The sequence below is a fragment of the Microcoleus sp. D3_18a_C4 genome, from assembly GCF_036702415.1.
Taxonomy (GTDB): domain Bacteria; phylum Cyanobacteriota; class Cyanobacteriia; order Cyanobacteriales; family Microcoleaceae; genus Microcoleus.
In genome coordinates this window covers 41,016-65,574 of sequence record NZ_JAUBTI010000015.1, presented here as the reverse complement: position 1 = coordinate 65,574, position 24,559 = coordinate 41,016, and the positions used below count along the sequence as shown (strand labels likewise).

General features: G+C 47.4%; 18 protein-coding genes and 1 CRISPR repeat array. Of the genes, 5 read left to right on the top strand and 13 right to left on the bottom strand.

Annotated features, from left to right (window positions below):
• Window positions 1-278: 278 nt before the first annotated feature.
• Entirely contained in the window at window positions 279-1,037 is a 759-nt protein-coding gene (locus QUB16_RS10245; RefSeq protein ID WP_333315845.1) for a phycobilisome rod-core linker polypeptide, read from the bottom strand.
• 262 nt (window positions 1,038-1,299) lie between these two features.
• Window positions 1,300-1,896 carry a phycobiliprotein lyase gene (locus tag QUB16_RS10240; protein WP_333231532.1) on the bottom strand — a complete coding sequence of 199 codons (597 nt, stop codon included), beginning with the start codon at window positions 1,894-1,896 and terminating at the stop codon, window positions 1,300-1,302.
• A gap of 135 nt (window positions 1,897-2,031) precedes the next feature.
• Here QUB16_RS10240 and QUB16_RS33545 point away from each other — a divergent pair, with 135 nt between their 5' ends.
• Window positions 2,032-2,295, top strand: a complete 264-nt coding sequence (locus QUB16_RS33545; RefSeq protein WP_445251110.1) for an NblA/ycf18 family protein — start codon at window positions 2,032-2,034, stop codon at window positions 2,293-2,295.
• A 240-nt stretch (window positions 2,296-2,535) separates the two neighbouring features.
• Here QUB16_RS33545 and QUB16_RS10230 read toward each other — a convergent pair whose 3' ends face one another.
• Together QUB16_RS10230 and QUB16_RS10225 are read right to left on the bottom strand one after the other, a co-directional pair.
• Complete coding sequence (locus QUB16_RS10230) at window positions 2,536-3,645, bottom strand: FecR domain-containing protein (RefSeq protein ID WP_333315844.1); 1,110 nt, start codon at window positions 3,643-3,645, stop codon at window positions 2,536-2,538.
• 224 nt (window positions 3,646-3,869) lie between these two features.
• Entirely contained in the window at window positions 3,870-4,214 is a 345-nt protein-coding gene (locus QUB16_RS10225) for a hypothetical protein (RefSeq protein WP_333315843.1), read from the bottom strand.
• A 99-nt stretch (window positions 4,215-4,313) separates the two neighbouring features.
• On the opposite strand from QUB16_RS10225, the gene petP reads away from it, so the two are divergent.
• The 4 genes from petP (at window position 4,314) to QUB16_RS10205 (ending at window position 7,261) form a co-directional block, all read left to right on the top strand.
• Window positions 4,314-4,514 (top strand): cytochrome b6f subunit PetP, encoded by a 201-nt coding sequence (petP, locus tag QUB16_RS10220; RefSeq protein ID WP_190735912.1) that lies wholly within the window; start codon window positions 4,314-4,316, stop codon window positions 4,512-4,514.
• A gap of 207 nt (window positions 4,515-4,721) precedes the next feature.
• Window positions 4,722-5,816 carry a Get3/ArsA fold putative tail anchor-mediating ATPase NosAFP gene (locus tag QUB16_RS10215; RefSeq protein ID WP_333315842.1) on the top strand — a complete coding sequence of 365 codons (1,095 nt, stop codon included), beginning with the start codon at window positions 4,722-4,724 and terminating at the stop codon, window positions 5,814-5,816.
• Between the two features lie 373 nt (window positions 5,817-6,189).
• Complete coding sequence (locus QUB16_RS10210; protein WP_333315841.1) at window positions 6,190-6,855, top strand: hypothetical protein; 666 nt, start codon at window positions 6,190-6,192, stop codon at window positions 6,853-6,855.
• Window positions 6,824-7,261: a DNA-binding protein gene (locus QUB16_RS10205; RefSeq protein ID WP_333315840.1), complete on the top strand. Its 438-nt coding sequence runs from the start codon at window positions 6,824-6,826 to the stop codon at window positions 7,259-7,261. Before QUB16_RS10210 ends, QUB16_RS10205 begins: the two co-directional genes overlap by 32 nt.
• A 402-nt stretch (window positions 7,262-7,663) precedes the next feature.
• Here the strand turns inward: QUB16_RS10205 and QUB16_RS10200 are convergent, their stop codons facing one another.
• From QUB16_RS10200 to QUB16_RS10160, 9 genes are all read right to left on the bottom strand, one after another.
• A complete protein-coding gene (locus QUB16_RS10200; protein ID WP_333315839.1) occupies window positions 7,664-9,727 on the bottom strand; it encodes an elongation factor G in 2,064 nt (687 codons plus the stop codon).
• 330 nt (window positions 9,728-10,057) lie between these two features.
• Window positions 10,058-15,018: direct repeats of the CRISPR family, unit length 37 nt; unit sequence GTTTCAATCCCTGATAGGGAGTTTGGTTAATTGCGGC.
• 278 nt (window positions 15,019-15,296) lie between these two features.
• Window positions 15,297-17,429, bottom strand: coding sequence for a DNA-binding protein (locus tag QUB16_RS10195; RefSeq protein ID WP_333315838.1), 2,133 nt, complete (start codon window positions 17,427-17,429; stop codon window positions 15,297-15,299).
• A gap of 281 nt (window positions 17,430-17,710) precedes the next feature.
• A complete protein-coding gene (locus QUB16_RS10190; protein WP_333315837.1) occupies window positions 17,711-18,427 on the bottom strand; it encodes a Uma2 family endonuclease in 717 nt (238 codons plus the stop codon).
• A gap of 33 nt (window positions 18,428-18,460) precedes the next feature.
• The gene (locus QUB16_RS10185) at window positions 18,461-19,468 is read right to left on the bottom strand and encodes a ribonuclease III domain-containing protein (RefSeq protein ID WP_333315836.1); all 1,008 of its coding nucleotides are present in this window, start codon (window positions 19,466-19,468) and stop codon (window positions 18,461-18,463) included.
• Between the two features lie 350 nt (window positions 19,469-19,818).
• Complete coding sequence (locus QUB16_RS10180; protein ID WP_333315835.1) at window positions 19,819-20,553, bottom strand: hypothetical protein; 735 nt, start codon at window positions 20,551-20,553, stop codon at window positions 19,819-19,821.
• A 110-nt stretch (window positions 20,554-20,663) separates the two neighbouring features.
• Entirely contained in the window at window positions 20,664-21,335 is a 672-nt protein-coding gene (locus QUB16_RS10175) for a hypothetical protein (RefSeq protein WP_333315834.1), read from the bottom strand.
• Window positions 21,336-21,502: 167 nt separating this feature from the next.
• Entirely contained in the window at window positions 21,503-22,276 is a 774-nt protein-coding gene (locus tag QUB16_RS10170; RefSeq protein ID WP_333315833.1) for a PP2C family serine/threonine-protein phosphatase, read from the bottom strand.
• A gap of 246 nt (window positions 22,277-22,522) precedes the next feature.
• A complete protein-coding gene (locus QUB16_RS10165) occupies window positions 22,523-23,185 on the bottom strand; it encodes a VWA domain-containing protein (RefSeq protein WP_333143204.1) in 663 nt (220 codons plus the stop codon).
• A 168-nt stretch (window positions 23,186-23,353) separates the two neighbouring features.
• Window positions 23,354-24,508, bottom strand: a complete 1,155-nt coding sequence (locus QUB16_RS10160; protein WP_333315832.1) for a transposase — start codon at window positions 24,506-24,508, stop codon at window positions 23,354-23,356.
• Window positions 24,509-24,559 lie beyond the last annotated feature (51 nt).

Below are 24,559 nucleotides of genomic sequence, written 5' to 3'. Positions count from 1 at the left end.
CTATGCACTTATAGTTAACAACGAGAAAAGGTCGAATTATTTTTCTTCCTAATGACTAATAACTAATGACTAATGACTAATGACTAATGACTAATGACTAATGACTAATGACTAATAACTAATGACTAATGACAAAAAATTATGAGTCCCGAGTTTTGGATTCCAAGTTTATCAAAAAACTCAAACCTCAAAACTCAAGACTCAAAACTCTCTCAGCCTAAAAGCCGATCGATTCAGTCGATCGCCCGACACAAATAATTGCATCAGGGCAGCATCAATTACCGGCGACGGGGAACCATCGTCTCGATATTGATATTAGCCAGAGCCACGCGCTGCGGCGGAGTAGTAGGAATGGGCATATTGCGCGCCATACCCAAATAGTTCGACGGATCGCCAGCCTTGGGCTGCTGTTCTTGAGGAACAAAACGGCGAACACTTGTCTGCCAGATGATTTGCGGGAAGCCAAGCTGCGAACGGTGGTACTCGTTGTAACGAGGCGTCTTCAAGTTGAAAGGAGTGTCCCCTCCAACTCGCTGAGGCAAAATTCGGCGCTGCTGGTAAGGAATTGTGTCATAGCCGAACTTTTCCAGGTACTCTTCGCTATTGACCAACTCGTCAATAAAGCCTTGAGGCCCCTTATTGGCTACCACGATCGACCAAGCAATCTTTTCGCGCTCGCTGTAAACATCCCGGCCCAAAATGCGCTGCACGCACATTTCTACAAACCGATAGTTGCTGTTAGTTTGGTAATTCCGCTCCAAGAAAGGAGAAGAAGTCGCCAAACCGCGAATAAAGTCCCGCACAGTAATTTGGCCGAACTTGAGTTGCGACTCCAAAGACTTTTGGCGGTTGCTCTTGAGGATTTGGTGTTCGCTGTAAATCTGGCGATATCCAGCCCAAATCAAATTATCCATGTCTCCAGACGAGAGCACATTTTCAGTTGTGAAAATTCTCGGCTGCTCGTCGCCCCCTACTTCAAAACCCGCAACGCGCTGGTTTTGGCTCTTGGGGGCGTAGCTTAATAAAGGAAGCGCCACGTTAAAATCTCCGTTATCTCAAATTTCAGAAATAGTTGACACCGTGAGCTGCCAGCAAAACGGATACAACTAACCAACATACAGATTAGGGGATTCCCGCAATCTAAATCTGATTTTCCTGATTTTTTGCAACAATCTGTAACATTTGTTGACTGTTGTCAGTGGGCAGTTGGCAGTTGGCAGTGGGCAGTTGGCAGTTGGCAGATTTTAGTCAACCGTAAACAGTCAACCATAAACAGTCAACCGTTCACAGTCAAATAAATTACCAACCCAGAGCCGAATAAAACTCGCTGCCGGCCACTTGATCGGCTGCTGCTTCTGATGTTGCATCCGAGTCTGGTTGCACCCGAATTTCGGTACAAAAAGTCGATGTGCTGAAACCGCCAAAGCGCTTTACCGTACTCGTCCGCATCCGCACGTTCGGATTAGCAAACCAGAAACGCTCGATCGAACTCATCGTCTCGTATTCGGTAATCAGCAGCAGCCCATCCTCATCATCCATCTCAAAACGGCCAGCCACCGGCACAATTTCCGCATAGCCCCGTTCCCGCAACATCAAGCCCTGCCGGGGATTTTCAGGATCGGGGACGATCGCGAACACTGTAGACCCTTTATGATTCTCATCATCCTTATCCCACGCCATCGAGCCGTGCCAAGTCACAAAAGCCCCCCCAGCAGCCCGGCTCGGATCGACTTCGTGCATCTTGCAAATATCGGCCACTCGCGCGTCATCCGCACCCAGGGCCGTTACCTGAATATTTGAATCCCCAATCTCCGCTTGGCGGAAAGCGAGGTGGTGAGTGCTGCGCTGAGAACGCCATTCCCCAGCACTGCTTTGAAAAAACTCCATTGCATCCATACGAACTAGCTCCTTTGGCTTAGGCTTCCCTGTCTTTACGCCTTTTTATGATAAGGCTCCCCCCACTTTGATGTACTTTTGCGACACAAATTAGTTTCAAAATGTCTACTTTGGACATATTGTCAAGGGAATGTTATGATAGTTTACAATGTAGGAGACACAACAAATCCTGCGAAACGTCATTCCGATCAATTTCGCATCAATCTCAGCAAACTGGAGGAGCGATTTATGGATATGCCTACAACCAGCCTCAGCATGGAACAGCAGTTCAAACTTCAAGTGCTGCGCGAAGAAGTCAAAAGGTTAAGCCAAGACCAAGCTCAGGAATACTTGCTCGAAGTTATGCGGCAAAGTATGGTTAAAGAAAACCTGTTCAAGCATTGGATGAAGAATATGTGAACTCTTCGAGCATTTCTTCACAAAAATCAGCCGCTTGTATCTGCAAAAAGTGCGATCGACTCACATCTTGCACCATTGTCAAGAACAGGCTTTTCGGCCTGTTCCACAAAGAGTGAATTTTCTTGTGGAACAGGCCGGAAAGCCTGTTCCTAAAAAGCTTATTGAGAATGGTGCAACATCTCAGATCTAACTCACGTCCTCAGAGACTGCCCGCGTACATTACTCGCGACGATAGGTTGTTTAGCGAACTGCGAAGCTGTAATGCCTTTCTGTGACTGACGGGCCTCGCACTACGATTTTGAGGCGGCGACTTGGAGGTAAAATTCCTTGGATTTTGAAGTTGCCATTTCGATCGATCTTAATTTCTTCGTTGTTGACATAAACTGTGTCGATCGGGTTAATTTGACCGCTGAGGCGATAGATATTGCCGCTGACTCTCAACAAACTGCGGACTTTGAGTTTAGCTAGGCGAGGGCTCGCTGAGGGCGCCACGGGTGAGGTTTGAGGGAAAATTGTCGTGGAGTTGCCGCTGTTGAGAACTACTTCTGAGTCGGTGTTGCCACCGGATACTACGACTTCACCTTCAATAGTTTCGACTGCGGTTTTGCCGCCGCCGACGCTGACGCCAAAGGAGGTGCCGCGGACTCCGGCAACGCCTTCTGGGGTTTCAACCCTGACTGGGGCCCTTTTGGCAGAACGGGTTTTTTGGGCAATTTGACTGGATTGGCCGAGTCCGCTGAAGGTATTGAGGGCGACTATTTGGTTCGGCGGGATAATTGTTGAGGTGTTGGCTGCGGGAGTTGTCGCAGCAGTTTTGCCGATCGACAACCTGACTCGCCCCCTGCTGACAAAAATCGCTGTGTCTTTTTCCCCACCTGCACTGCTTGACAAATTGGATATTCTGACTGCGGTTTTTTCGGCAACTTCCACGACGCCGATGTCGTTGTCGATGCCTAAACGGGCTGTGGAATCGGGGCCGGTGATGATTTCATCTCCGGGGGCGAGTAGCCGATCGCCCACAACCGCTGGCCGCCCTTTAAAGCTGACTGTACCGCGAATTTCTTCTATTTCGAGCGATCGCCCCGTCGCTGTTCCCTGAGCTTTTATCGTCTCTGCTGGGGATGAATTCGCCGCCAGTGTTGCCGGATTTGTTGGAGATTTTGAGCCAATTGGTAGTGCTGGCGGTCGATCGACTGAGACAATTTTAGTAGTGTTGGACGGCTGTTTGGGGGATGGAGAGGGCGGACTGGCGATCGTCCCACGAAAGGGCGACAGACTCGCCAGCACAGCCAAGGACAAACTTAGGAGCGGAATTTTGGTCGATCGCCCACAGGTAAAAATTTTATTCATAATTTCAATTTTGTCATATTGAAGTTCCTGGACTTCCTTTCCTCTATTAGACTCCCTAAATCCGGCAATCGTTCCACTTTTTATGCCGTAACACAGCAGCAAAAATAAATTTTATCAGCCTGAAAGTTTAGCATTAAAACTTTTTTTAGGGTCATATTTTAGTAAACTGTTACAACCTGGGAGTTTCCTCAAATCTGACCTTCGGAATTTTGTGCCAACCCGACTCAAAGTCCTTTGCAGCATGAAATTTCGCCGCTGTCAACATCAGAGAGCGCTGATTTATATATAGCAAACATAAAATTAATTACTGTTTTTGAAGGCCTTTTGGCCTCTGCCGGAAGGATGACTAATTTGAGAGAAACCCTGTAGTTGTGGCAATTAATAAAAAGATTATTTTTGGGAAGCGATAAAGAATAATTATCTAAGTGTTGAACAGCCTCTGCCAGTGGAGCTTGCCGCTGTGAAACATGATGAAGCAAACCCAAGCGAATCAGGGTAGACGATCGACCAACTCGGACTAGAATACCGTCTTTTAGGGAAAGTTGGTGGAAATTTCGATGGAAAATCATAGGGAGCGATCGCCTGCGGGTGTTGCTGTTCCGAAGTAGACGCCAAACTGTAAAATAAACGGTTGTATATAGGTTATATAGAGCAGGAGAACAATTTCAGTGGCAATAGAAGTAGGTCAGAGAGTGAAGGTGCGCCGTCTCAGAGATCGGATACCTCCGAATATGGTGGGCAGGATAAAAGAGAATCCAGTAGGCACTGTTGACGGATTCAGAATGGTTGACGGTAGCGGAGTAGGCGTGGTTGTCAAGTTTGACGGTTTTTCGACTTGGTTCTTTGAAGATGAGCTAGAACCCGTTTAACAGATGTTGAAGGAAGGGGGGCACGACACGGATTCGGACACGGATACACGGATTGAATTTAACTGTGTTTCCTTTCGTCTCCTACTCTCCCCCTCTCCCACTCTCCCACTCGCCGCCTCTCCTCTTCCTTCACTCTCCCCCTCCCCCACTCTCGCTGAAGGTTGCGCTTAAATGTTAAAGAGTAAGCTTTGGCAGTGAGAACAGAAAATGGCTTTGATTTTGACATTTTTGGGCAAAGGCGGCACTGGCCGCAGTACGATCGCGATCGCAACAGCTAAAAAATATGCCGCTCAAGGCAAGCGAGTTCTGCTGCTCGGCCAAGATCCAGGCCCTGCATTGGGTATTCTGCTAGGGGTTCCCCTGACTCTCACCCCCCAGGAAATCGCCCCCAACCTCAAAGCAGTTCAGGTGCAAAGCGGGCCACTGCTAGAACGCAGGTGGGACGAAGTTAAACAACTAGAAGCTCAATATGTCCGCACTCCCTTTTTCAAGCAGATTTACGGTCAAGAATTAGGGGTGTTACCGGGAATGGACAGCGCGCTGGCGTTGAATGAACTTCGGGAATACGACGACAGCAAACAATACGATGTAATTGTTTATGACGGCAATGGCGGCATGGATACGCTGCGGATGCTGGGAATGCCGGAAATTCTGAGTTGGTACATCCGCCGCTTCCGCCAAGCTTTGGTAGATTCGGATTTGGGTAAAGCTTTGTCGCCTTTTATTCAACCGCTTGTCAGTACCGTGTTGACTGTGGATATGTCGGGAGACAATGCTTTTCAATCTACTAAGCAAGTCGATAATCTTTTGGATAAGGGTAAGGAAGCGCTGGCAGATCCGAACCGCACGGCGGCTTTTTTGGTGACGACTGGAGATGCAAGTGCGATCGCAACTGCCCGCTATCTTTGGGGAAGTTCTCAACAAGTTAGTTTGACTGTGGGCGGTGTCATTGTTAATCAAGCACCGGTTACAGAAGCTATTACTGCCGAGTTTGATCCTTTGACGGCTGTTTCGGTTCCGGCGCACAGTGACAATAATTGGCAGCCGCTAATTGATGCTTTGCCAGATTTTTCTCAGGCCGCAAAAGCTCCTCAACCCATTAACATAAACATTGCACAGCGTCAAGTTAGTTTGTTTTTGCCTGGGTTTGACAAGAAAGAAATTAAATTGATTCAATCCGGGCCGGAAGTGACGATCGAAGCGGGCGATCAGCGGCGCAATATTTTGCTGCCTCCGGCGCTAACTGGGAAATCAGTTACTGGTGCTAAGTTCCTGAATGGTTACTTGATTATTTCTTTTTAGGGTAAGGAAGAAGGCACGACACGGATTTTGACACGGATACAGGGATGAATTATGGAGTTCTCTAATATCATGTCTCGTTGATTCGCGATCGTCTAATTTGTGCGATCGTAGTGGCGGGTTTCACAAACCATAATCGCCGGGAAAAAACAATCTCGAAAACCCGCCCTCTCCCCACGGTAAATCGAAATTTACATTCAGATTGGCCGTGGGGTGGGGGCGGGTTTATATAGATTGTTGGTCATCGTTATATATTGTTGGTGAACCCGCCTCTACGAACCAAAGGTACATTCAACCGCCAAATCTGCTAGAAGATCCAGACAGGTTTCACGATTACTGGTAAAGTTAATCCCTAACCTCCCAACCATCGACTATTATGAAAGCAAGAGACATTATTAGTCTGCAAGCCCTTGGCGCTGCTTTAGCTAAACTCGATTCATCTGTCCAGCTTGGCGACTTGGAAGAGAATATAAGTCGTCAGATATTGGCTTTAGAAAAATTAGCCGAACAAAACCACACTCTGAACGAAATTTACACAAAAGAACGCCTCGACTTACAAGCTCAGTACCAAGCAAAATCAAAAGACAAACGCTACAACGAGAGAAGTGACAGCATTTACAGCACGGATGCTGCAAATTTAAGCCCTTCCTTTCCTCAGCCGCATGAAGAAAGGGAAAATCCCTCTGAAATAGCTAAAGCCTTTGACAATTTCATTGCATCTTTTAATAAAATCAAAAGCCTGTACGCGGTTGAAAACCCTATAGAAAGTTTTCAAATCATCATCGAACAAGAAGCGATCGCACCTTTGATTCTAGAAGCTTACGATCGCATTCGAGCGCTGTTTCCTACGGAAAGATTAGGCTTGGAAGTGAAAACCGATCCAGAAATTGCCAATTGGCGATCGCTGTGGATTGCTATCTACACTAAACTCGAAGTCGAGGAAGCTTTTGCCAAGTTAAACATCCTTGATGATAGTTGGTGGCTTGAAGCTAAAATAGCTGCCCCCAAAAATGATTTACATATTAGCCTTGAATGGGAGTAAAATGAGATGTGATTGGTCTGAATATTTGAATTTAGCTCAAGAGTTAGCGGCCACGAATAGTGAAAGTTCACCTAACAGGGAAGCCAAGTTGCGATCGGCGATAAGTAGAGCATACTATTCGACATTTTGCCTAGCGCGAAATTACTTGCGCGACATTGAAAAAGACCCAAGACTTTTTCGTAAGAATCGCGATATCAACGAACATCAATATGTAGCAGAAGAATTTATATACCACCCAACTAAAAAGAAAAACCTGGTCAAAATAGGTGAAAATTTAAGCAGATTGAGAGAACTTAGGAATAAAGCTGATTATGAAGATACTATGTTTAACTTACAAAGAGAAGCGAGAAATGCGTTAGTGCTAGGCGAGAATATTATTTCGGGGTTAAATGAGTTGACTGAATAAGCTGAATCATAATTAAAATCGGTAGGGGCGGGTTCCACCAACCATAATAGCCTGAAACAAACAATCTCGAAAACCCGCCCCCACCCAACAAACAATCGCAATGTACATTCAGATTTACCGTGGGGCCGGGCGGGTTTTTATATATAGTTGGTCATCTTTATATATTTTTGGTGAACCCGCCCTTACCAATCAAATTTACATTCAAATTGTAATTTGAATCAAGCGACACAATCCCGTAGGGGCGGGTTCCACCAACCATAATAGCCTGAAACAAACAATCTCGAAAACCCGCCCCCACCCAACAAACAATCGCAATGTACATTCAGATTTACCGTGGGGGGGGGCGGGTTTATTTATCCTTTTAATGATTCCAGAAATGGTTGGTGAACCCGCCCCTACGGCTTAATTTTTACCGTTTCCGTTGCCATTTCCGTTAGTTTGCAAAACCCGCTTAGCTAAAGGTTCCGGCACTTCTTGCAATCGATCGAACTCCCAATTAAAAAATCCTACTCCCATTGTCTGCGATCGCAATTCTACGATCAAATTCTGCATTTCTGCGATCGGCAAATAAGCAGAAACTGCATCCCATCCCTTCCAGTCTTTTTTACCTTCGTAGCCGAGAATTTGGCCGCGGTGTCCGCTGACCAACTGCAACACCTTTGATGTACACTCGTTCGGAGCGCAAATTTCAACTTTGGCGATCGGCTCCAGCAATGCCGGTTCGCACTTGGCCATTCCCTCCTGCATCGCCAAACGCGCTGCTTGCTTGAAAGCTTGTTCGGAACTGTCAACGGTATGGTAGGAACCGTTCGTCAGCGTCACCGCTACGTCTACCACCGGGAAACCCAGGGGGCCGCGATCCAAATACTCGCGCACACCCACTTCCACGCCGGGGATGTACTGTTTTGGGACGACGCCGCCGACTATTTTGTCGGTAAAGGTGAAACCTTCTCCGCGAGGCTGCGGTGTAATGTCGAGGTACACGTCGCCAAACTGTCCGTGCCCGCCGCTTTGGTGTTTGTAGCGCCCGTGGATGGAAGATGCAGGTTTGCGGATGGTTTCTTTGTACGGCACTTGCGGTAAGTGAGTTGTCATCGGCAAGTTATACTTGCGGCGCAACCTGTCTAAAGCTACTTTCAGGTGGATTTCGCCTTGACCCCAAAGTATAATTTCGTGAGTGTCGCCGTGCTGTTCCCAGACTAAAGATGGGTCTTCTTCTAGCAATTTAGCTAAAGCGGAGCTCAGCTTAACTTCATCGTTGCGCTTTTCTGGGACGATCGCCCGTGCGTAGACAGGGGGGATGATTTCGGCTTTTGGCAATTCTTCCGATCGGTCAATCGCCAGCGTATCGCCTGTTCTCAAGCCTTCTAGCCTTCCCACCGCCACAATTTCTCCCGCGCTGACGGATTGCAAACTTTGCGTTTGCTGGCCGGTCAAGCGGTACAAACCGTTAACTCGAACGCCGTTCAAATTTGCTCCGTCTGCCAGCGTCCCCCGCCACATTCTCACTAACGATAGTTTGCCTCCTTGCGGTGTGTAATAAGTTTTGAGGATTTGAGCTAGAACTTTGTTTTCACTTTGTATAATGCTGCGCCGATCGGCTGTTGTTTCCGGTGTCGGCGCTTCCCTCAGCAAAGCTTCCAGCAGAGGCCGCACGCCGAAATCTTGTTCGGCGATGCCGATGAATACTGGCACAATTAAATCTGCGCCTAATTCCATCTTTAAATCGCGGGTAATTTCTTCGGCGTCGGGATTGATTTCTTCGAGCAATTCTTCGAGTAAATGGTCGTCATAATTGGCCAATTCTTCGAGCATTTGCTGCCGCGCTGCGCTTTCTTCTGCTTTGAGGTGTTCTGGAAGCGGGACGGGATCTGCGGCGGCGCCCGGATGGTAGTGGTAAGCTTGTTCGGTTACTAGGTCGATAAAACCGATGATTTGTTCGTTTTTGCCGATCGGATATTGGTGAGGTACGATCGGTCTACTGGAAACGGATTTGAGCGCGTCGATCACCTCGGTGAAGTTGGTGCCGCAAGTGGTTTCGTCTGTGTAAGCCCGATCGATCTTGTTGATGAAAACTAGGTGGGGAATTTCCCAATCGTCGAGGAATTTAAACAGGGGTGCGAGGGTTAAAGTGCGATCGGCAACGGGTTCGCAAACTATTATCGCCGCATCCACACCGATGAGTGCATTGTAAGTTTCTTGGGCAAATTCTACCGAACCCGGACAGTCGAGAAATGTGAAGCGGACGCCTTGATATTCAGCGGTAGCGGCGTTTACTTCTACGCTCATTTGGCGATCGCGTGCTTCCGGCGAACTATCACCTATTGTGTTGCCATCTTTGACATTTCCTTTGCGGGTAATTGTCCCTGTCACCGACAGCAAACTTTCGAGCAGTGCGGTTTTCCCGCTTAAATAAGGGCCAACAATTGCAACGTTCCGCGTGGCCCCAAGGACTTTTTCGTTCATATTCCCTCCAACCGAAAACTTGTTTTCCATTGCTCTTGGTGCAATCAGTTCTCTACCATTTTCTAGACTTTTTCTAGGTTAATTTTTATTGCATTTTCGAGCAACTTCAGATTTTGGTATGATTCTATACTTTTGACGCTAGCGTATTTTGAGTGACGCAAACACAAATTGTAGTTTTTCTTAATATTTGGAATTTTAAACCGCAGAGAACGCGGATAAAAATCTCGTTCCAGGCTCTGCCGGGGAAGGCATTTCACTCTTGCTGGGCCTCGATTTTAGCGGTTTTTCGTGTCTAATTCCTCAGCAGTAGCAAACGGCTTGCTCCGGTACGTTTCAATCCCTAATAGGGATTTAGGTTGATGGCGGCGAAGAAGGAGTCAGGAGTCAGGAGTCAGGAGAAGAATACCCTCTTTCCTCCTGTCTCCTCCTCTGGTGAATACTTCCGAAAGTTTCAATCCCTGATAGGGATTTAGGTTAATTGCGGCGAAATGTCCGAAGACAACAACATCATCATCAATATCGTTTCAATCCCTGATAGGGAGTTTGGTTAATTGCGGCATGGGCTTCATCCTTTGCCCCAATGATTGCAGTATAGCGTTTCAATCCCTGATAGGGAGTTTGGTTAATTGCGGCTTCCTTTGCCAGAGCCGGGTTTTCCTATTAGATGGTTTCAATCCCTGATAGGGAGTTTGGTTAATTGCGGCTTTGAATGGATTGTTGATGACTACATTAGGGAAGGTTTCAATCCCTGATAGGGAGTTTGGTTAATTGCGGCAACCAGGGAGGATGCGCGGCGATTGACCCCGTGTTTCAATCCCTGATAGGGAGTTTGGTTAATTGCGGCAAACTGGAAGATAGAAACATATCTCCACCTTGTCGTTTCAATCCCTGATAGGGAGTTTGGTTAATTGCGGCATCCCACGGCTTTTCTCCACCATTGGGGAGTTTCCAGTTTCAATCCCTCATAGGGAGTTTGGTTAATTGCGGCTGTTATCCTGAGAATCGGGTTAACTCGATTTTGTGTTTCAATCCCTGATAGGGAGTTTGGTTAATTGCGGCATAGGTAAAACTATCTCGCAAAGCGCCAGTTTTGTTTCAATCCCTGATAGGGAGTTTGGTTAATTGCGGCAGCGATCGACGATCGTATAGTTTTTGTTACTTTGCGCGTGTTTCAATCCCTGATAGGGAGTTTGGTTAATTGCGGCCCGCAAGTGCCGAGCCAAGTCTGACTATATTTGGATGTTTCAATCCCTGATAGGGAGTTTGGTTAATTGCGGCTCAAACGCTCCTGCGCCAATATTGAAAGTAAAAGTTTCAATCCCTGATAGGGAGTTTGGTTAATTGCGGCTCGCATTAAAAGAAGGTTGCTTATCAGACTTTTTTGTTTCAATCCCTGATAGGGAGTTTGGTTAATTGCGGCGCTGACTGTTCAAGTTTTACGCCATCGGTTTCTGTTTCAATCCCTGATAGGGAGTTTGGTTAATTGCGGCCCTGTCAGGTTTAGAATACCGCAGGCAATTGTAAAGTTTCAATCCCTGATAGGGAGTTTGGTTAATTGCGGCCTAGCGCTGGTAGCGTACCTGGTAAAGGTAGCAGTTTCAATCCCTGATAGGGAGTTTGGTTAATTGCGGCTTAATTGTCGATTATCTATACAGCTATTATAACGTTTCAATCCCTGATAGGGAGTTTGGTTAATTGCGGCTTCAAATCTAGGCGAGCAAGTAGCTTCAATGCAACTGTTTCAATCCCTGATAGGGAGTTTGGTTAATTGCGGCTTTGAGCAAATCCTTTATGTAGGCGATCGGCCTGAAGTTTCAATCCCTGATAGGGAGTTTGGTTAATTGCGGCCTAAATCCCCGTTGGTTCGAGTGTGGCATTGCCGTTTCAATCCCTGATAGGGAGTTTGGTTAATTGCGGCTCCAGTAAGCGCCAATCCTCCGCTACCCTTTTGTTTCAATCCCTGATAGGGAGTTTGGTTAATTGCGGCGATATCCCATTGATAAAGAGATAGCATCTTCTGTTTCAATCCCTGATAGGGAGTTTGGTTAATTGCGGCTTCAAGAAACAACGTGCCGCTAGAATTTAAAGCGCCCCGTTTCAATCCCTGATAGGGAGTTTGGTTAATTGCGGCTTATCTCCGCATTTCTGGCTCATACCGCCAGCAGTTTCAATCCCTGATAGGGAGTTTGGTTAATTGCGGCTTCTTAGAAGATAGTGCAAACAAGGATAAGTTCATTGGTTTCAATCCCTGATAGGGAGTTTGGTTAATTGCGGCTCAAGACACTGAGAGATGATTAATTCTTGCAATTCAAGTTTCAATCCCTGATAGGGAGTTTGGTTAATTGCGGCAGTGCTGTTGCTGGTGCGGGCCCTCTGCTCGCTGCGTTTCAATCCCTGATAGGGAGTTTGGTTAATTGCGGCCTCCCCCTGTTGGAGCAACGTAAGTTACTCCTGTAAGGTGTTTCAATCCCTGATAGGGAGTTTGGTTAATTGCGGCTTCGCTGGCTTCATCTGCTTTATTGTCCTTTGAGTAGTTTCAATCCCTGATAGGGAGTTTGGTTAATTGCGGCGCGGCCTGTGTCATGTCTCCCGGTAAACCTGAAGTTTCAATCCCTGATAGGGAGTTTGGTTAATTGCGGCTGAAAAATGCACCGGGGGAGCTGCAAACGATAAGGTTGTTTCAATCCCTGATAGGGAGTTTGGTTAATTGCGGCTGAGACATAAGCTGACCGTCAGCCGATCGGATAGGTGGTTTCAATCCCTGATAGGGAGTTTGGTTAATTGCGGCGATTTGGGTTTGGGAACCTGCGTCAACCGCCGCGTTTCAATCCCTGATAGGGAGTTTGGTTAATTGCGGCTTTGAATGTTTCAAATTTGATTGCATCTTGTAGTTGTTTCAATCCCTGATAGGGAGTTTGGTTAATTGCGGCATGGCAGATGATTTTTTCACGGCGATGTTAGCTGGTGTTTCAATCCCTGATAGGGAGTTTGGTTAATTGCGGCTTGACTGAGTTAGTAGATGAGGAGGAATGATGGAGTTTCAATCCCTGATAGGGAGTTTGGTTAATTGCGGCAATTAATTGCCGAAGTGACTCAGGGAGAATTGCTGGGTTTCAATCCCTGATAGGGAGTTTGGTTAATTGCGGCCGGATTGCGATTGAAGTTAAGAAGGGTGTCCGGGTTTCAATCCCTGATAGGGAGTTTGGTTAATTGCGGCAACCAGCGACATCTTTAATGTAATTTTGGGCGAGGTTTCAATCCCTGATAGGGAGTTTGGTTAATTGCGGCGCCTTTCAACGATCGAATCGAGTACAGAATCGGCGTTTCAATCCCTGATAGGGAGTTTGGTTAATTGCGGCAAGCGATTTTGCAGCATATTCATCATTATTTTCTCGTTTCAATCCCTGATAGGGAGTTTGGTTAATTGCGGCTTTACGGCGGGCTGCTGATTGTCCATTGTTCCCCTTGTTTCAATCCCTGATAGGGAGTTTGGTTAATTGCGGCCGGCGCTCGTCAGGCGGTTGTCAGGATGGAATTAGTGCTGTTTCAATCCCTGATAGGGAGTTTGGTTAATTGCGGCGCGTAGGTGCTGGTATTGAAGTTGATCCAGTAGGTTTCAATCCCTGATAGGGAGTTTGGTTAATTGCGGCAAGATGCTGTAAGGGCTGCTAGAACAGCCCATCGTTTCAATCCCTGATAGGGAGTTTGGTTAATTGCGGCGGAAGCGATCGCAGATGCACCGGAAGCGGAACCGGGTTTCAATCCCTGATAGGGAGTTTGGTTAATTGCGGCAAGGCTGCCTTATTCTTCAACCCTAAAAGGCGTTGGTTTCAATCCCTGATAGGGAGTTTGGTTAATTGCGGCATTATGGCACATTTGCTTTTTTGGTAGCAACTCGCTTAGTTTCAATCCCTGATAGGGAGTTTGGTTAATTGCGGCAATACGGCTCTATTGGCATTCGCAGCTAAGGCGTTTCAATCCCTGATAGGGAGTTTGGTTAATTGCGGCCATAAAAGCGTGAAAATCAATCCCAAAAGTTTAGTTTCAATCCCTGATAGGGAGTTTGGTTAATTGCGGCGCGACCCAGCAGGAGCAAAAGGCATACCGTGCGATGTTTCAATCCCTGATAGGGAGTTTGGTTAATTGCGGCTCAGGGGAGCCATTCAAAAGCTGGGATTCACTCAAGGGTTTCAATCCCTGATAGGGAGTTTGGTTAATTGCGGCCGCTGAGGTGTCGGATTTGCGATCGCTTCTTGAGTTTCAATCCCTGATAGGGAGTTTGGTTAATTGCGGCTTTAATCACAAAATCGCGATCGCTCAAATCGCCTGCGTTTCAATCCCTGATAGGGAGTTTGGTTAATTGCGGCCGGCAGAAGCTCGATCGCGCGTAATCGGGCTGACTGTTTCAATCCCTGATAGGGAGTTTGGTTAATTGCGGCTTTCCACTAGGATAAATGCTGATTCTATTCTCCTCAAGTTTCAATCCCTGATAGGGAGTTTGGTTAATTGCGGCTGACGGTTTGGCTCAGCATCAGACTTGGAGCAAGTTTCAATCCCTGATAGGGAGTTTGGTTAATTGCGGCGGGAAGACGACGCAGAAGGCAACAACCCAGCCGGTTTCAATCCCTGATAGGGAGTTTGGTTAATTGCGGCATGAAGCCGAAGAAGCTGATAGATTAATAGCAGGTTTCAATCCCTGATAGGGAGTTTGGTTAATTGCGGCCTCCGGCGGTAGCTTTGAGGAAGGTTTCGCCAATGTTTCAATCCCTGATAGGGAGTTTGGTTAATTGCGGCTCCGGGGGGACTTTTAGGACTCCGTGGGGGAGTGTTTCAATCCCTGATAGGGAGTTTGGTTAATTGCGGCAAGGGCGAACTCTACTCGGTTGCCCAGATGAACTGTTTCAATCCCTGATAGGGAGTTTGGTTAATTGCGGCTCTGTGCAAAAAGATATTTCGTTTCCTTTCTGTAGTTTCAATCCCTGATAGGGAGTTTGGTTAATTGCGGCACGACACCTTGAGGAAGTTCCCCACTTTCTGCGATGGTTTCAATCCCTGATAGGGAGTTTGGTTAATTGCGGCTTGCAGCAAGATTCCCCGGAATCTACAGAATCGTTTCAATCCCTGATAGGGAGTTTGGTTAATTGCGGCCAATGGTTTTAAATTGCTCTAAGTCCTTTGGTTCGCGGTTTCAATCCCTGATAGGGAGTTTGGTTAATTGCGGCCTGAGGCAGAAAAATGGTGTGCAGAAAATCCAGTTTCAATCCCTGATAGGGAGTTTGGTTAATTGCGGCCGCCCGTTCCAGAAGCTTTGCTGTATTTGGTTTTCAAGGTTCATTTGCGTCTGCATAAAACAAAAGTACCATTTCAGCCTTCGACTTGTCAATACCCAACTTTTCAGACAGCCCTCAAACCCTTGTCCTGCATAGATTTCAGCGATTGCGTCTACCATTTTAAGCTGGAACTGCCTCTAACCCTTAGAGCATATACATTATAGCCCCCCAATTTAACACCTCGATTTTTACACCTACTCCTAGACGCATTTTCAACCCAAAAACACACATCAACCCGATCACCACTTACCCAAAGCCCCCCAAACAGTACCCGAAACCACGCCCCAAATCGCCCCCAAACCAGCCCCCACGATCGCCCCCGCCACAGGCCCCAACTGCACCGGCACCCCAGCGCTAACAGCCGGAAACATCGCAGACACCACCCCCCCCAACACAGCACCCGCCAAAGTCCCCAAAAAACTGCCCCAAATCGCCCCCAAACTCCCACCCTTCAAGCCCGAAGGCTGAAACGAAATCGGCAACTTCGGCGCAAACCCGCAAAAACCCAACAAACCCCCAGAAACCACACCCCCAACAGAACCCACACCAGCCGCCACGATCGCCACACCCAGCAGCAAACGCGCAAACTCATCCACCGGCCGCATCTGGACACCGTACTGCTGCCAAACCACCAGCCCAGCCCCCAAAAAAACACCAGCCAGAGTCCCCACAAACGAGCCCCAGACAGCCCCCAAATACCCTCCCCGCCGGCCCCACACCCTCCCCGCCGGCAGCGCCAGAGGAGGCCGAAAACTCGCCCAAACACAGCCCCAGACAGCACCAACCCCCGCCCCAGCCAAAATCCTCTCCCCAATTCCCGGAGTGCTATTAATTGCGCCAAACACCGCACCGCCGATCGCCGCCAACAAAAAAGCCCCCCAAGCAGCCCCCACCAAAACTCCCCCCCACTTCCGCCAAATCTGATTCGGCGGCAAAGTAAAAACGCCCCACATCATCCCAAAAAAACAGCCCCAAATCGTACCAACAAAAATCGCCCCCAAAATAGCGCCGCCGCCCTCAGCTATTACCGAATAAATCCCCCCGATCGCCGCCAAACACAAACTACCCCAAACACCTCCCCAAGCAGCATCCTGAACAATGCGCTCAAACTTGCCCACTGGAAGCTGAGGCGCAGGAGTCCGACTCCGAGAAGACATCGGCATCGGTAGCAACGGCACTGCGTACTGGCCGAGGGGGCGCGGCAGCCCCGTGGCGGGCTGTTGCCGGCGCACTGCGGGCTGGGGTACGACGGGCGGTGGTTGGGGCTTTTTACGCTTGATTTTCGCGGGCTGCAAGTGCAATCCGTGGCTGACTGCTTGGCGCGAAGGAAACGGATCGCGACCTTTGAGGAGTTTTGCCCGATCGCACCAAGGGCACCGACTGAGATGATTCCCGTATTTATGCTGACTGTTTTTGCTGCAAGTTACCAAAGCATCTTCCGCTTCCCGAATCGCATTCACCCAAGTTTTCGCATCCGGGCGCGCCGAAGGATTGCCGTGCCCTTCCTCAAAACAGCGGATAAACATCTGCCGCAGTCGCGGATGCAGCATCTCAAAAGGAGGCGCAGCGGGCATCGGGCGGTAGCGGGCGGGCACGGGGGCACCGCCCCTACTGCATCCGGGGACATGGCCCGATCGAATTCTCGCTTCCAAAGGCGGCGGTTCATCGCTACCGAGATAAACTCCCGAAAACGGATGCGTACCTTCCATCAGCAATTGAAAAATTAATACCGCTAAACCGAACAAATCGTGCTCTGGAGATCGATCGATATCCCGGAAAGTCTGGCCCTGCAACTCTGGCGGCGTAAACTCCGGTTTCCCCACGGGACACCGATAAACGTAACCCGTATAAGGATCGCGGACTTGAAACGAATCCGTGTCTACCAGCGTTACCAAAGCCGTATCCGTCACCAGAATGTTCGATTCGTTTACGTCGCCGATGACGTAACCCCTGACGTGGAGGGCGTTTACAGCCGAGGCGAGATTTCTGGCGGTACGGTGGAGGTAAAGATAGCTAAATAGCGGTTTTTGTTCGCGCCTGGTTTTGGGAGTGTAGAAAGTGTGTACCGGCATCACTTTGTTGACGCGCGGCATCACAAAACCGACGATTTTTTCTCGCCCGCCGACAGTATGCAGCAAATCGATCGGCCAAGCAATGGAAGCGTGCCCGGGTTCCGCGATCGGCGCATCCGGCGGCATACTGAACATGACTGTGAGTTTGTCGCCGTCTTCGTCTGTCGGTTTGTGGTAGATTTTTGCTACAAGGGACGAGTCTTGGGCGATCGGGTAGATGCGACCTTCACCCCCACTGGCGATCGCGGTTTTGGTGTCGATCGCAATCAGTTGTCCGCTAAATTGGCGCTGCAACTGCATAGAATTCGCTTAGGGTATGGGGGCATCAATCGATTTTAGATTTTAGATTTTGGATTTTAGATTTTAGAACTTACCCCACTGATAAATCCGTAATTCTATTTTATTGTGGGGAGTAGGGGTTGGGCAGGAGAGCCCGCCCTGGAAAATTCAGCAACAGGCTACGAGGGCCTGTTCCACGATAATTCTATTTTATTGTGGGTTGGGCAGGAGAGCCCGCCCTGGAAAACTCAACAACAGGCTACGAGGGCCTGTTCCACAATAGTTTAATTTTGCAGTTGTGCTTACAATTGATTGGGATCGATGCCCCTTTCTCGGAGTCTTGATTCCAAAGCTTGCGATCGCGATCGTTCTTGTTCCAGCAGCATTTCTGCCTGTTCGGCCCGCAGCCGTTCTTGTTCGGCCCGCGCCTCGGCTTGCTGGATCTGTCGATCGAGTTCCACAAAACTCCTAAACGGTTCTCCAGAGGGCCCGAACATTTCGAGTCCTGTTTCTGATAATTGAAACCGCACTCCCAGTCTGGGACTTACCCAACCGTCCATTTGTTCGATCGCTTCTAATTGTGACTCAACCCGCAACCATCCTGTCAGTTCTAATGTTTGCGGGTCGTACAAATAGTATTCTTCCACGCCGTAGCGTTCGTAGAATCTGAATTTTTCAATCATCGGAGTCAGACGATTTCCCGGCGACCAAATTTCAAACGCGACTTGCGGTGCAATATTATCTTCATGCCACTGTTGGTAGGAACCTCGATATCCTTTTGATCTGCCCAAAACTACCATCACATCTGGTGCTTGGCAAAGTTTATTATTTCCTTCAACCGGATACCAAAGCAAGTCACCTGCTACGAAAACATTTGGATCATCGGCAAACATCAATTCTAAGTTTTCTTTAATCCAAACAATTAATCGAAACTGATCCGTATTGTTTGACATCGGTTCGCCGTTATCGTCGGGGTAGATGATATTTGATTTTTCGGGAGATTGCAGTTGTGTAACCATTGCTGTTTCCCCAATTTTTTTGACAAGTTGATTTTATTTTAGTCTATCGCCTGTTTCCTCTTCCAGTTCGTCAACTGCGGTTTGGATAAAGTTATCCACCAACCAGTCGCGGGTACGCGAGAAATTGCTTCTCAATTCCAGGTACTGACTGCCTAGTTTTGCCTTAAAGTCTTTGGGGAAAATGTCTTTGGCCACTAACATATTTTTCCAGCGAGTTAGCTGGCTGGCGTTGCGTTCGGGAAAGCGGTTGTACAAATAGTCGATCGCGATCGCATCTAGAATATCCGCACCGAGGATTTCCCGCCGTTTCACCTCGTTTTCTGGCCCTATTTGTCGCGGCCCAGTTAGATCCTCATGCTGGCTAACGTTGGGTTCAATCAAGTGCTGAATCAGCCAGTTTCCCCCACGGAAAAAATCGCGATTCAACTCCAAGTAAATCGCGCCAAACAAAGCTTCAAAAGCCTCCAAAAAATTCCTAGTGTGCTCGCTTTTGTCGGCTTCTTTCCCATTCCCGACGCGCCAACCGAGTTCGTTTAATTTCAGATTTTGTGCAAAATCCGCAAGTTTTTTCGGATCTGCTAAACCAGCTTTTAAGGTTGAGATAGCATCGGGATCGAGTTCTGGATATTCGCGGTAGAGGTAATCGGTAACAACAGCACCGAAAATCGCTGCGCCTAAGAGTGACAGCCGTTTGTACTTAACCTCTTGCCAAGCGGGAGACTCCTGGGGGCGATCGGAGTAATAGCTGGTAGAGTAACGGCAATTCAAGGCAATTTCCAGCAGTTTTGTCTGCTGAAAGCTGGAAAGGTCGATCGCTGCTTTGACTGCTTCAATATCTACCTGTTTAATTTTTATTAGCTCTAATTCTTCTTCACATTTTCCCCACTTTTCCAACCACTCCCCGCCAGCATCTTCCACGTACAAATCCACAAAATCTACCCCGTAATTCATCCAGTCATCCTGCATTTTTCGGGCTGCTTCCAGTTCTTCCCAGACTTTTTGCAAGTTATTTTCAACGATGCTCGTACCTTGTACAGTCATAGTATTTGATTTTGATGTAATTTGATTTTTTTTCCCACAATTCCACGGCGATTAAATCAAATCTCAATTCAATTTAGGCCGAGTTGCTACTTATTTCACTCTTATTGATTGCTGCGGTAAATCTTCCCTGCTTAGCCTTGGTATCAAGCACCTGTTGCCAGCGTCTGGCAGACTCCTCCCGGAAACAGAAAAGGGGAGGAAGAATCTTGCTCCGCCTTCCCTTTTGCAGGAAGCTGTCTGGGGACTAGGCTTTTGCCATTGTCGAGAATTGTGCAATATGTGAGTTAGTCAAATTTTTTTTCACAGAGTTTGGAGCAGTCGAACTATTCTCAGCAGCATATCTGCTTGATTTACGGGAACTTGAGGTAACGACCTGCGGGCAAATTATCACTATTATATAATGCAATGTTAACTAACTGGTTCAGGAAATTTGCATCGTTTTTATCATAACTTAAAAATAATCCTCTGTCAATCCCCCAATCTTGAAGAGTTTGTTGCCAATTCTGATATTTTTGTTCAGAGAATTCATCCGAAAGAGTTGTGACTTGAATGCAGAGGGGCTGCTGTTGGCGGTTGCTAACGATGGAATCGGTTGCCATAGAAAGATCTGCAACATATCGATACAAAACGGTGCCTTGGCGATCGACAATTCGGGCTGCGATCGCACGAATCACGATATCATCTCCCGGATCGAATTCGCCGGCCTTGAGTTTTTGTTTCCAGATGTAAAATTTGCGATCGTTTTCGCTCAGCCATTTAGGAAATAGATAGCTGTACCAATACCTTTCTCCCGGCGTCATTAACTCAAACGCGGCTTGCTGTTCTCTTTCCGAAGGCAGAGATTGAACTGCCAGCCAAACCTGAGAATCTCGGATAAGCTGCAGCAAAAAAGCCATCACAAATTTTTTAGCAGTTAGCGAACCGGGTTTAATATCTTTCACCCAGCGATTGATTTCATCCAATCTTCTCGCTAAACTCGGATCTATTAGATCTGCGTCGCTAATTAGGGAGTTGAGCTGATCCTTAATCTCTTGTGCTTGCAAATGACGACCTACTGTACAAACTAAAGCAGAATTGTGTGACACCTCGATTTTATTATAGAACCGCGCCAAATTTTCACCGCTCGCGAGACAGCGCTAACAATTTTTGTGGGGTAGGTATCCTGACAGCCCTGGACTTGATTTTTCGGAGATGTCTATTGAATAGTTGCTGCCGATTCCCGCAGGCGCAGGTACAATAAAACCAAATAAACATTCATCAACGGCCCGGCTAAAAATCCGAGTAGATTACTTGTAAGCTGATATCCTACGGATTTGGCCGTCGGATCGATTAATAGGGAAATCAATATTATTGGCACAAAAACAAGCAAAACCATCAGAGAAATCGCTCGAAATAGCAACCACCAGCGCCCTTTAGTTAAGTTCCAACTGCTGCTAAGACTGTCCAGCGCTGAAGAGTTATCAATGACGGTAGCGTACAATGAAAATATTAAGCGATATGATACATAAAGACCGGGAATTATTAGTGCAATGAAGCCTGCAAACACCAGCACCACAAACATAATATAAACCAAAATAAGGTGCAGCAATCTTCGGTTTGCTTGATTGAAAGCCTGACCCACAGTTACTTGATTTCGAGTCAAACTTCGGTAACTGTAGAAAATCATGGCTCCCGAAAATAAAGGAACTGCCACGAACGAGTAGATAATATTGAAAGCAACACCTGCTGAACCGAGATTGCCCAAACTATTGAGCGCGACCAATATAAAATTGGGAAAATTGATGGTCAACAGGGGAGCGTATATAGGTTTCGCAGTAGCAAATGTTTCTCGCAACAAGCTTCTGGCACTAATTCGTGAACCTGTCATAATTTTTTATCCGCTTTTTGTAAGTGGAGTTGAGATCACATCTTGCACCATTCTCAATAAGCCTTTTCTGAACAGGCAAGATGCCTGTTCCACAAGAAAATTTATCTTTTGTGGAACAGGCATCTTGCCTGTTCTTGAGAATGGTGCAATATCTCAAGTTGAACAGACTAGACATTGGTCGAAAAAGTTGCTAACAATAATGTTAAGTCATCATCGGTGCGTTCGGAAACCCGGGGCGATCGCAAAAATGACTCTAATTGCTGTTTTGCATCTTCCTCTTCTTTCCACTCGCCAGAAAACCGAAACAAAGGCGCAAAAAACGGCTTGTGCGGCGTGCCTTCTGGGATTTTGAGAGCTAGCATTTGCAAGCCGTCGGAAAAAACGGCTAAGTGCTGCAGTTTTTCCCGCAGTACCTGAAATTGCGCTGTTTCGATCGCATTCGGCGAAATCAAAAAGATAGTTTCGTTGATGTATTCGCCGCAGGGGGGTACTGTCAGGGCGATCGCATTTCCTGCACTGTCACCTGCTACCGCCGCACCGTCACCGATTTGAGCAACTGCGATTAATTCAGGCGTAGCAACAACCGCAATTAAAGTGCAGGCTAAATCTCTCGCAGCCACTTCCCGCACAGCCGCTTCTGCTTCTACCTGCGCCCGCGCCACTTGCAGCGATGCCGTCAAGAATACCTGCCATTCGTCGTCATTTTCAGGCAGCCTTTCCTGTTGCTGGCAAATCGTTTCGACAACCGCTTCCACAGCAATTTTTGCCCCAACTTCTGCGAGTGGGGCCGAGCCCGCACCGTCGGCAACCGCTGCCGCTAAAACACCGTTTGGCAAGAGACGCCAGCAGTGGGCATCTTGACAAGGCTGCGATCTTTTTTCGTGGCTCGTACCTATCACCGATGCCGCTACAACTTGCCAATTAAAGGATGAATTCTGCATTAATAACTCTTTAACTCAAAACTTCGTAAATTCACAACTATGCAAAGTCTGGACGGGTTTATTTATCCCTAATTACAGCACTTTTCTGGGTTCGTAGGTACTAGCCCTTGTAGGGACACGGCCGTGCCGTAGGGACACGGCACTCTTACTAATGACTAATGACTAATGACTAATGACTCATAACTAATGACCAATGACCAATGACTAATGACTAATGACTAATGACTAATGACCCATGACTAATAACTAAACAGTTCCCCATCCGGGTGGCGGCAGTGCTACTTGTTCGTCAATTTTTGAGTGAGAAACTCTCTGCATACTAGCCGACAGCCAGATGAACATCTCTCTAAAGTCTAATCCTTTCAATTTTACAGGCGTGCGATCGACAATTTGCGCGAGACGGGGAATATTAGCACCTTCCACTCCGACTGCAAAAAATGCCACGCGCTTGTTAGTTTCTTCCTCTTTAATCCGCTGTGCTGCTATTTCCACAACATCGTCGGATTCGCCTTGAGGTTCGCCGTCGGTAATCATAAATACCCACGGGCGGTAGTAGGTAATGCCGTTGTTGCGGTATTCGGATTTGCGGGCGGCAATGGTATCTAATGCTAGCTGAATGCCTGCGCCCATGTGGGTTTGTCCTTGAGCTGTCAGCAGTGGCGTCTCGAACTGGTCGGCGGTAACGAAGTCTTGCACGACTTTGATCTGATTGTCAAATGAAATAATCGCGACTTCGACTCGCTTTTTAGCTAGTTCGTCTTTAATTAGGTCATTCCTAAAAATTTCCAGCCCCTCATTCAAGGCATCTATGGGTGCGCCTTGCATGGAGCCGGATGTGTCCAGCAGGAGGACGCAGGGACAGCGCGGCTCTGGGTTTTCGGCAAATTCTACGGCTTCGTCTAGTCTCATGGTTCGGGGTTGACCTGGGAGTGGCTCGATTTCTAGGTTTGTTACTTTCTACCCTAGCAAGTAGGTGACATATTTAACTGCTACATAAGATTGACATAAAGCGGACAAGACTGACATCTCGGACACTTAAAACTTATTTCCTGTGTCTGCGTAGGGAGTCGGCTCCTTCTACTCAACAGGCGTTAATTCAGGACTAGCCATCCTTACTCGATCTTTTGGGACTGATGCTAAATTAATCGCAGCATTCAAGTCTCGATTACAATTGTTACCGCAAGACTCACAAACAAACATTCGCGCTTGAAGTGGCATCGGTTGAACGTGACTGCAGCTTGAGCAAGTTTTAGATGAAGGATACCATCTATCTACCAGTTCGACAACAGTGCCGTAAATGGGAGATTTATAAGTGAGAAAGCGTCGAAATTCATAAAATCCTGAGTCTACAACTGAAGAAGCCAGTTTGTGATTTGCCAGCATCCCAGAAATATTTAAATCTTCGATGCGGATGTGGGCATACTTCTGACTAATTTCTGTCGTTGTTTTCTGCAAGAAATCTCGTCGCCCCTGAGCAATATCGGCGTGTTGTTTAGCCTGATTGCGATAAAATTTTTGAGCGTTGGTTGAGGCTTTAATCCCTAGTTTTCTATTGCCTAATTGCTTGTTTCGATTGCGGTACTGTAGTTTCCCTAGCTTGATTTTCGCTTTTTTTAGGGAATTTGGCAGTTGGTATACCGTACCGTCACTCAAGGTGGCAAAGGTTGAAACTCCTAAATCTATGCCGATGGTTTCGGAGACTGAGTGATACAAAGGGGGGATTTTGTCGGCTTTTATTGTAAAACTGACGTACCATTTATCCGCAGTGCGGCTGATAGTAAATGTTTGAGAGCAACAGTTGTACCCGATAGCTTCTTTCAGGCGAAACGTTCCCATTGTAGGAATTTTTATCCGATTGCCAGCTCTCAGAAATACTGGCCCATTGCTGCTGTCTACAGTAAACGAGTCCCCGGATTTTTTGCGTTTGAAATTAGGAAAGCCACCTCTACCTTTCAAAAAACGTTCTAGGGCATTATTGAAGGCCCGGAAAGCATTTTGATAAACGCGAGATGATAAAGTGTTAGTCCATTGATATTCTGGTTGTTTTTTGATGAAGTTTGTGAAGGTTTTTTTGATGAGGGCAATTTTTCGAGTACGGCTAACTTTGATATCCATCACGCCCAAGTAAAGGGTACGAGCCAAGTTATAGCAAAACCGAGCGTAACCGGCGTGTCGCGCCATCCTTGTACGTTCTGAATTGTTGAGTTTTAGTTCTAGCTTTAGGGCGTACATAGGCTGGGGAGAGAGTCAGGACTGCCTTCTTCGGATACTTATTTTACCAGT